The sequence below is a fragment of the Paenibacillus marinisediminis genome, from assembly GCF_054343325.1.
Map to the genome: position 1 here is coordinate 17893 of NZ_JBTGUH010000021.1, position 9471 is coordinate 27363.

Sequence of the window (9471 nt, forward strand, 5' to 3'; positions counted from 1 at the left end):
GAAATTTACCTTAGTTTATTTGAAATAGATGGGTCCTGCAAGAGCCTGCATACATGAAAAGCGGCATGAAGATGACTTATCTGGCGGTGTCGAATTTACCAAAGATACATATACTATGCGCAACTAAAATCACCTATTTATTTACAAAACCATATCATTCTTGCACTCCTTCTATATGTTAAAATATGGGTGGATTTCAATATCATCTGCATAGGAGGTAAGCAATGGTGATGCTTGCTAGATTCAAAGCTTCTTGGTTGAAGCTGCTCATGGCGTTTTCGTTAGCGCTGCCGCTGCAAATAGGCTTAACGAGCGGTATGGACACGATCCATGCGGAAGGCCCCGCTGATCCGGCACCATTCATTGAAGCGAAGGTAGTCAATGAAAATGCAGGCAAAAAGGTACTGTTTGACAATACGCACGGGCAGACAGCAGGCGCAGCAGATTGGGTTATTGACGGCGGCTTCTCTGATTTTGGACATGCGCTGGCTAATGACGGTTATTATGTTAAGGAACTGCGCAAGGCAGGTCCATTCACCTATGATGACTTGAAGAGCTATGATGTGTTCGTCGTATCAGAACCGAATATTCCATTTAAACAGAGTGAGCAGACAGCGATGGAGCAATATGTACTAGCAGGCGGCAGTATCTTCTTTATCGGCGATCACTACAATGCTGACCGTAACAAGAACCGTTGGGATGGCTCGGAAGCGATAAACGGCTATCGCCGCGGTGCTTGGACAGATCCGTCTAAAGGGATGAGTGCAGAGGAAAAAAGCTCTATTGCAATGAAGGATGTAGTCAGCTCAGACTGGTTGGGCACTAAGTTTGGCGTTCGCTTCCGTTATAATGCGTTAGGCGATATAACAGCGAATCAGATCGTGCCTTCAAATCAAGCGCTTGGCATCACAGAGGGCGTATCTACAGTAGCGATGCATGCCGGATCAACTCTGGCGATCATCGATCCGAACAAAGCAAAGGGAATTGTCTATCTTCCAAAAACAAATGAATCGTGGCCGAATGCGGTCGACCAAGGAGTATATAACGGAGGCGGCATTGCTGAAGGCCCTTACGCAGCTATTGCGAAGGTAGGCGCTGGAAAGGCTGCATTTATCGGCGATTCCTCGCCAGTAGAGGATGCTACTCCTAAGTATCTGCGTGAAGAAACAGGTGCCAAGAAGACGACCTATGACGGCTTCAAGGAGCAAAATGACGGCGTGCTGCTCGTAAATATGGTCAATTGGCTGTCCACCAAAGAGAGCTATACGGGCCTGAATCAAGTGGCGGGACTTCAGCTGGACCAGCCGACTGCTCTGCTGCCGTTCGAAGCGCCGGAAGCTTCAACAGAGCCGCAGGCTGAACCATGGGCTGCGCCGGCAGCGGGCTATAAATGGTGGGATCCTTCAACATTCAAAGCAGGCTCCTATGGCAGTGCGGTCGTGAATGCAAACCCAGCATACAGCTTTGTGCATCAAGCGCAGCTGTCGAATGCACAAGACTTCCAAATACGTGTGGCAATCGACAATTTGCCGCCTAACACGACGTTAACCGGTTATAATGTAGGAATCTATCTGACAGGCGGCACGCAGGTGGCGATGATTCAGAAGGATGACGGCACATGGCCGACAACGCCTGGATACAGCGCGAACTTCAGCATGACTTCAAACAGCAAGGGACGCGCCATCAAGGATCTAACCGTTCGTATCAAGTCGGGTACAAATGGCGCAGCTAACCTAAGATTGCGGCAAAGTGGTAATAACTTGTACACGAAGAGTGTCACGATAGCGAACGTTCCTGCCGAACCGCTCCCGGATGAGGAGAATCCGATCCCGAGCAAGATCGCGATCAGTGACGCTCGATCGAAAGCGGAAGGGACGGTCGTGACCGTAGAAGGTGTCATTACGACGGAACCAGGAGCATTCGGAGGGCAAGCATTCTACATACAAGATGAGACAGGTGGAATATATGTTTTCCAAAGTCTTAGCGGCTTCCATCAAGGCGATAAGATTAAGATTACAGCGCCGCTGGCGCTCTTTAATACGGAGCTCGAGCTGGCTGATCCAGTCGCGATTGAGAAGATAGGTACAGCTGAGCTGCCCGCGGAAGCTGCAGCAGGGTCTGTCAACGCTGACAATCAAGGTCAACTGATTGAGCTGAATGAAGTGACGATTCGCAATATCATTACTGCTAGTCCGGCAGGCTCCTTTGAGTTCGATGCGGTGAAGGGCAGTGTAAGCAATCATGTTCGCGTGGACGTCCGGACCGGTTTGTCGCTTGCCAACTTCCCTTATCAGGAAGGGCAGATCGTGAGCGTGAAGGGGATAGCGGCTATATTCAAGGGCGTTTATCAATTGAAGCCTAGAGGATTAGGCGACTTCACGGTCCAAGCGGATACAACGGCACCGACGACAACGATTGCGTTATCGGCAGAACCGAATATGAGCGGTTGGTTCAAGCAGGACGTAAGCTTTAGTCTGACTGCGGTGGATCCAGAGTCAGCCACTGTCACGACCTATTATTCGCTTAATGGTGGACAGACAACTGTTTACAACGGCCCGGTTGTTATTCAAACAGAAGGTGTAACAACCGTGCAGTATTACTCAACAGATGCTGCTAATAATACTGAGTCGGTCCAATCCTTGCAGGTGAAGCTGGATAAGACAGTTCCATCGGCTATCCTTACTCAATCGGGGCAGGCCGTTGCGGATGTCGAAGAGACTGCGACGCTTAGCTTCAACCTCAGCAGTTCTGATGATCTGTCTGGTGTCGCAACTGAGCTAATGCAGCTGGATGGTCAGACTATCAGCAGCGGACAGATCTTCCAAGCGGCGTCGCTCGGACTGGGAGATCATGTGATCCAGTATGCGGTAACGGATCAGGCAGGCAATCAAGCGTCTAACAGCTATACTTTCAAAGTGAAAGCAGCACCTGTGAAGCCGAATGCTACAGGGGTGCCAGGCAAGCCAGTGTTGTCCAGCAACAGCGGCCATGCTACAGGGCTGCGCGACGGCAATTATACCGTTACGATGAATATGTGGTGGGGAAATAACGGCTCTGAGTTCAAGCTGTACGAGAATGGCGTGCTGATCAGCACACAAACGCTAGTCGATGCCTCTCCAAGCGCGCAGACCGCGCAGGTAGACATAAAGGGCAAAGCCAATGGAACATATACTTATACTTGTGAATTGACCAATGTCTTCGGAACGACTGCTTGCAGCCCGTTAAAGGTGACGATCACGGACGCCGCTCCAGGCAAGCCGGTATTATCGCAGGACAACTGGGATGGTGACGGACAATACAAGATTACGATGAATATGTGGTGGGGCACGAATGGGACGGAATACCGCTTGTATGAAAATGATCAGCTGATCGACTCGAAGCAGCTGACAGCCGTCTCCCCGAATGCCCAGCAAGTTGTTACTGACATCGCAGGCAGAGCGCCTGGTGTCTATCAATATCGCTGTGAGCTCATCAATGCAGCGGGTGTAACTTCTAGTGCAATTATTACTGTTAAAGTAAAGAAATAAACTAAAAGGGACTGTCCTAGGTCATGATTCACAGCATTCATGACATTCAGGACAGTCCCTTGGGTTGTTAGCTCTGTTAAATGTTATTGTTGATTTCCACACGCCAAGCTCATTAAGTTGTACTTTATACAACATTGTTGATCATCCTGAGCTCTTCATATTTCAACAACAAACTATAACATAGCCTAATTGTTATACGAGCTTCTTGCGGATAGCGCCTGATAATAAATCAATGGCGGTAATCATAATAATAATACCCAGCAGGATGATGCCGACGCGATCCCAATGCCTTGTGCTAATTGCAAAGATGAGCGGTGTTCCGATCCCGCCTGCGCCGATGATGCCGAGAATAGTGGCTGAGCGAACATTGATCTCGAAGCGGTACAGTGTATAAGAAAGGAAGCCGGGCAGCACCTGCGGTAGGACGGCAAACCAGAGCACCTGCAGGCGGCTTGCGCCGGAAGCGATGAGGGCCTCGGTTGGTCCCAGATCCATATTCTCCAGCTCATCGGCAAACAGCTTTCCAAGCATCCCGATCGAGTGCAGTCCGAGCGCCAGTACACCAGCGAAGGAGCCCGGTCCAACGGCCTTAATAAACAGAAGCGCCATCACGATCTCAGGGAACGTTCGGATAAAGCCGAGCACCATCTTGCCTGATGCGGACACGACTTTTGAACGGCTCATGTTCATGGCTGCCCAGAAGGCAAACGGAATACAGATGATAGTGGATACAAATGTGCCCAGCACTGAGATCGCAAGCGTATCTAACAGTCCGCGCAGCAGGTCCTCTCCGTCGGGCAGATACACATAGTCCCAGTCTGGCGATAAGATGCCGGAGAAGATGGACCGGGAGATCTGTAAGGCGGTTTCCTTGAATCCAACCAATGGAACTCCAGAGAAGGCCCATATGTATACGAGCAGCAGGGCTAGATAGATGAGCCAACGATATTTGGGCTTTTGCGGTTTCGGGACAATCGTACTCCATGATTTCGTCATATCAATTTCTCCCGCAGCTTCATGCTAATATAGTCGATCAATAGAACAATAACGAGTGTAAACAGTATGATGACGGTGGTCTTATCGTATTCCAGAAATCCAAGAGTAACTTCGTAATAATGGCCAATACCGCCTGCACCGACCAGACCTAATACTGCTGCTGCACGTACATTAATCTCGAATGTATAGAGCGTGTAGGAGATAAAGTGTGCGGTGATCTGGGGGATAACGCCGAATATGATCTTCTGAATGGAGTTTGCTCCAACGGCGGTCAAGGCTTCGAGTGGACCTTGGTCGATCGTTTCGAGCGATTCGTAGGTTAGCTTGGCGACGAGTCCGAGCGAGAAGATCGTAAGCGCGAATATGCCAGGCAGAGGTCCAATACCGAATATGGCAACAAATATGGCGGCGAGCAGCAGATCGGGAATCGTGCGAATCAAATTCAGCACGAAGCGAACCGGATAGAAGAGCCAGCCAGTCTTGGTGATATTGCTGGCACACAACAAGGCTACTGGAATCGCTAGAATAGCTCCGATCGTCGTTCCGACTAACGCCATTCGAATCGTATCGAGCATGGCCCCGGCAATATTATCGAAATAGCTCCATTTTGGCGGAAACATCTCAATCAGAAGATCAAGCATGTTCGGTATGCCGGTAATAAGCTCGCCAAGTGTGGATTCTGTCTGTATGGCGCTTGCCCAGAGCAGAATGAGGATTAAGGCCGCGGTGAAGTAATGCTTGAGCTTGCCAGGAGCCTTTGGACGTTGTATTTCTGCATGTCCGCTCATAACGCTAGCTCCTCTGCCGTTTCTTCGATCTGAAATGCCCGCCCATATATTTGCGCGAATCGTTCATCCGTCGCTTCTGATACCGGACCGTCGAACACGACTTCGCCTGCTCGCAGGCCGATAATACGGGTCGCATATTGCCTTGCTAATGGTATGGAATGCAGATTTACAATTGTCGTAATATCGAGCTCCGCGTTGATACGCTTCAGGTCATCCATGACTTGCTTAGTTGTCAGCGGGTCAAGTGAAGCGACCGGCTCATCAGCCAGGATGATCTTCGCTTCCTGCGCCAGTACGCGCGCGATTGCGACACGCTGCTGTTGGCCGCCCGAGAGCTGGTCGGCGCGAATATATGCCTTTTCGACGATATTAACTCGATCAAGTGCTTCGAAAGCGATGTTGATGTCTTCTTTGGGGAATAGGTTCAATATCGTACGCAAGCTGGAGTGATAGCCTACTCGTCCAGCCATCACGTTGCGCAGCACGGAGGATCGCTTCACGAGATTGAAGTTCTGAAAGATCATGCCGATACCGCGCCGAATGATGCGCAGCTGCTTGCCTTTTGCACTCGTAATAGAGGCTCCGTCTATTAGAATCTCACCCTCTGTAATGTCATGAAGCCGGTTAATCGATCGAAGCAGGGTCGATTTGCCCGCGCCCGACAAGCCCACAATCGCGACGAATTCACCTTTCTCAATCGTCAGATTAACATGTTGAAGTCCCTTCGTTTCATTAGGATATACCTTAGATACGTTGCGTATTTCGATCATGCGCAGATCAGTCCTTTATAAGGTATCGTAAAGATAAGGATAGCCAGTACGAATTCGCTGTCCGCTCGTACTGGCTGATCATGTTTACACTTGTGGTAGGTCTATTCTGTTTTTACTTTTTTGCCATATTCCCGAACGATATCGAAGATCTTGTCTTCCGATTTCACGTATCCTTCGTGGGTGTAGATATCTTTAATGATGGCATGGCCTGCTTCGTCTTTGCCGATATCGATAAAGGCTTGCTGAATCTTCTCTACCCAAGCCGGATCCATATCGGAGCGGGCAACGACTGTATCATTAGGGATCTTTTCTGTGAAGGTGAGCACGCGTGTATCTTCGAATACAGATGGATAATCCTTTTTCACGACGTTGCGCGCATCTTGGAATATAGCTGCCGCATCGACATCGCCGTTCAAGACGGATATAACCGCTTGGTCATGACCTTTTACAGTAACTGGCTGAACGTCTTTGAGAGGATCAAGTCCCTCGTCGAGCAGTTTACCTGCAGGCCATACGTAGCCAGCTGAGGAAGTCACGTTCTGGTAGGCGATCTTCTTGCCTTTCAGGTCCTTTATTGATTGAATAGGAGAGTCTTTCTTTACGATGATCATAGCTTTATAGAAGTCAACCAATTCCTTAGTTGGAGCACCTGTTGCATCTTCGACGCCAAAACGCTGTGCCTGAAGGATAACATTGGCAGCGTTCTTTTCCTTCGCTAGTACATAAGCAGTTGGAGGCAGGAATCCGACATCGACCTTCTTGGAGGCCAGCGCCTCTATGATCGTATTGTACTCGGTAGAAATACTGACCTTAACCGGAATGCCAAGTTTTTCTCCAAGTAATTTTTCCAGCGGTTTAGCCTTTGCTTCCAGCGTATCTGCTGTCTGGGATGGAACGAACTGTACATTAAGCGTTTCAGGAACATAGCCTTTAGCGGATGACCCCCCGCTGCTGCAAGCGCTGAATACTAGCATCGATATTACTAGGGGAAGCATCAATGTACGAAACTTTTTCAACCTGAATCCCTCCATGAATTTCTAATAATTGCCACTTGTCTACTGTATTAAAGATTTATTATCGGGTCATAAAGTCTAGAATAAAGAATTGTAAAAAATGTAATATTTTAAGTTATTACTTATAAAAGTGATAGTATGTTTATATATTAGAAAGTTATGCGAAGGAGAATTGTCCGATGGTAAATGAGCGCATGATGAGCTGCACGATTCTAGCGACGAGTGATATTCACGGTCACATATTCCCGACTGACTATCGTTCTGATGAGGAGCGCCCTATAGGACTAGCTAAGCTGGCTTCGCTAATTAAGCAGGAGCGGGCTCTTGATCCTAACCTGCTGTTGATCGACAACGGTGATCTGATTCAAGGCACGCCGCTTGCTACCTATGCGGTTAACCATTTCAGTGATAAGACACTGCCCGTAATATCGGCGCTCAATGAGCTGAGTTACGACGCTGTGGTGATAGGCAACCATGAATTCAACTACGGCTTACCGTTGCTCGGGAAGGCGGTGCGTGATTCGAAGTCTCCGTGGCTGTCAGCAAGCATTTTACATGAGGAAACAAGCGCTCCATTCTTTGGACAACCTTATATCGTGAAATGGGTTCAGGGACAAGTTAAGGTTGCGATTCTAGGCGTAACTACGCATTACATCCCGAATTGGGAAGCTGCTGAGCATATTGAGGGACTAACCTTTAAGGATGCGCTTGAAGCTACCAAGGCATGGGTTGCGCATATTCGCAGCGTGGAAGCGCCTGATTTGATGGTGGTCGCCTATCATGGCGGCTTCGAATGCGATATAGAAACGGGTCATGCTGTTGAGAAGCTGACAGGCGAGAACCAAGGTTACGCGATATGTACGGAGGTAGAGGGCATCGACGTTCTGATCACGGGTCATCAGCATCGGCTGCTTGCTGGTGAAGTGAATGGTGTATCTATAGTTCAGCCGGGATGTAACGGTCAAGCGATCGGGAAGATAGCCATTGACCTTGCGAAAACAGACGATGGTTGGAAGGTAATTGCGAAGCAGCCACAGCTTATCTATCCGGAGGAAACGACAGAAGCGGACGAATCGGTCATGCAGCTCGTACAGCAGATCGAGGTCGAAACACAGCATTGGCTGGATCAGCCGATTGGAAAAGTGGAAGGCGACTTGACGGTAACGAGTGCCCATGAATGCCGTATCGCCGCACATCCGTTTCTAGCATTTGTTCATCAAGTGCAGATGGAGGCGACTGGCGCTCAGCTTTCTAACGCCGCGCTCTTGAGCGAGCACTCTCCTGGATTCCACTCTGACATCACGATTCGGGATGTGCTGATGAACTTTATTTATCCCAACACATTGAAGGTACTGCGATTGACAGGTCGCGATATCCGGGCGGCGCTCGAGCAGTCGGCTTCTTATTTTGCATTGGATGAAATGGGGAGTATAGCGGTGAATCCCGCATTTCTGCGACCGAAAGCTCAACACTATAACTATGACATGTGGGCAGGCATCGAGTATGAACTGAATGCTGCGCTGCCGATAGGCCAGCGGGTAGTGAAGCTTAATCGTGAAGGCAAGCCTTTGGAAGATGACGCTGAATATGATGTGGTGATGAGCAGCTATCGCGCGGGCGGCGGGGGAGATTATGAGATGTATAGGGGGAAGCCGATCGTTCGTGAAATAACGGAGGATATCGCTGAGTTGGTAGTGAACTATATAAATAAACATAATATCATTCGTGCGTCATGTGATCAGAATTGGAAGGTGTATGCACGTTAACAGATGACGGGTGATCTTATCTATTGGGAGAAACAATTTCACAGTTTATACTCTATTAAAGATTGAACTCGCAGCATACGAGGTTAAACTATGAATAAGATCATTGAAGTTTGATCGTGGTTCATAGTATTATGTAACGGTGAGCCTATAATGATAGAGACTGCATTTAATAGAGATGATATTCGCGTTCCTTGTGGATGTGGATAATATTGTTTCTTGATGCAGATGTCTGATCATGATATATTATGTCTCCGGCCAATTTATTATATAACAGTGAATTGGTTGGTAAAAAAAACATGTTGCATTACGGATTGTTAATGTGATATATTAATTAAGTCGCCGCTGAACGGCGGTGAACAAAAGAAAGTAACTTACGAGTTACGAATTGTTCTTTGAAAACTGAACAACGAGCGAACGCTAGAATGATCAACGCGAACTTGTTCGCATGATTCATTCAGCGGGAATGTTAGATATAAACGAGTTAAACTCGTCAGCAATATAAATGAGCAAGTCAAACACTTTTATGGAGAGTTTGATCCTGGCTCAGGACGAACGCTGGCGGCGTGCCTAATACATGCAAGTCGAGCGAACTTGATGGAGTGCTTGCACTC

Annotated in this window: 6 protein-coding genes and 1 rRNA gene; 3 read left to right on the top strand and 4 right to left on the bottom strand. The window is 48.4% G+C overall.

Features of this window, described 5'->3' with window-relative positions; all coding sequences use genetic code 11:
• Positions 1-224 precede the first annotated feature (224 nt).
• The gene (locus ACXX53_RS22920) at positions 225-3527 is read left to right on the top strand and encodes an OmpL47-type beta-barrel domain-containing protein (protein WP_458571008.1); all 3303 of its coding nucleotides are present in this window, start codon (positions 225-227) and stop codon (positions 3525-3527) included.
• Between the two features lie 192 nt (positions 3528-3719).
• Here ACXX53_RS22920 and phnE (ACXX53_RS22925) read toward each other — a convergent pair whose 3' ends face one another.
• The 4 genes from phnE (ACXX53_RS22925) to ACXX53_RS22940 form a co-directional block, all read right to left on the bottom strand.
• Entirely contained in the window at positions 3720-4523 is an 804-nt protein-coding gene (gene phnE, locus ACXX53_RS22925) for a phosphonate ABC transporter, permease protein PhnE (protein ID WP_458571009.1), read from the bottom strand.
• Positions 4520-5311 carry a phosphonate ABC transporter, permease protein PhnE gene (phnE, locus tag ACXX53_RS22930; protein ID WP_458571010.1) on the bottom strand — a complete coding sequence of 264 codons (792 nt, stop codon included), beginning with the start codon at positions 5309-5311 and terminating at the stop codon, positions 4520-4522. Before phnE (ACXX53_RS22930) ends, phnE (ACXX53_RS22925) begins: the two co-directional genes overlap by 4 nt.
• Positions 5308-6081 (bottom strand): phosphonate ABC transporter ATP-binding protein, encoded by a 774-nt coding sequence (gene phnC, locus ACXX53_RS22935; RefSeq protein ID WP_458571011.1) that lies wholly within the window; start codon positions 6079-6081, stop codon positions 5308-5310. Before phnC ends, phnE (ACXX53_RS22930) begins: the two co-directional genes overlap by 4 nt.
• Before the next feature lie 101 nt (positions 6082-6182).
• Complete coding sequence (locus tag ACXX53_RS22940) at positions 6183-7112, bottom strand: phosphate/phosphite/phosphonate ABC transporter substrate-binding protein (RefSeq protein WP_458571012.1); 930 nt, start codon at positions 7110-7112, stop codon at positions 6183-6185.
• Between the two features lie 161 nt (positions 7113-7273).
• Between ACXX53_RS22940 and ACXX53_RS22945 the strand changes: the two genes are divergently transcribed.
• Together ACXX53_RS22945 and ACXX53_RS22950 are read left to right on the top strand one after the other, a co-directional pair.
• Entirely contained in the window at positions 7274-8860 is a 1587-nt protein-coding gene (locus tag ACXX53_RS22945; protein ID WP_458571013.1) for a bifunctional metallophosphatase/5'-nucleotidase, read from the top strand.
• A gap of 520 nt (positions 8861-9380) precedes the next feature.
• Positions 9381-9471, top strand: a 16S ribosomal RNA gene (locus ACXX53_RS22950); the annotation flags it as partial.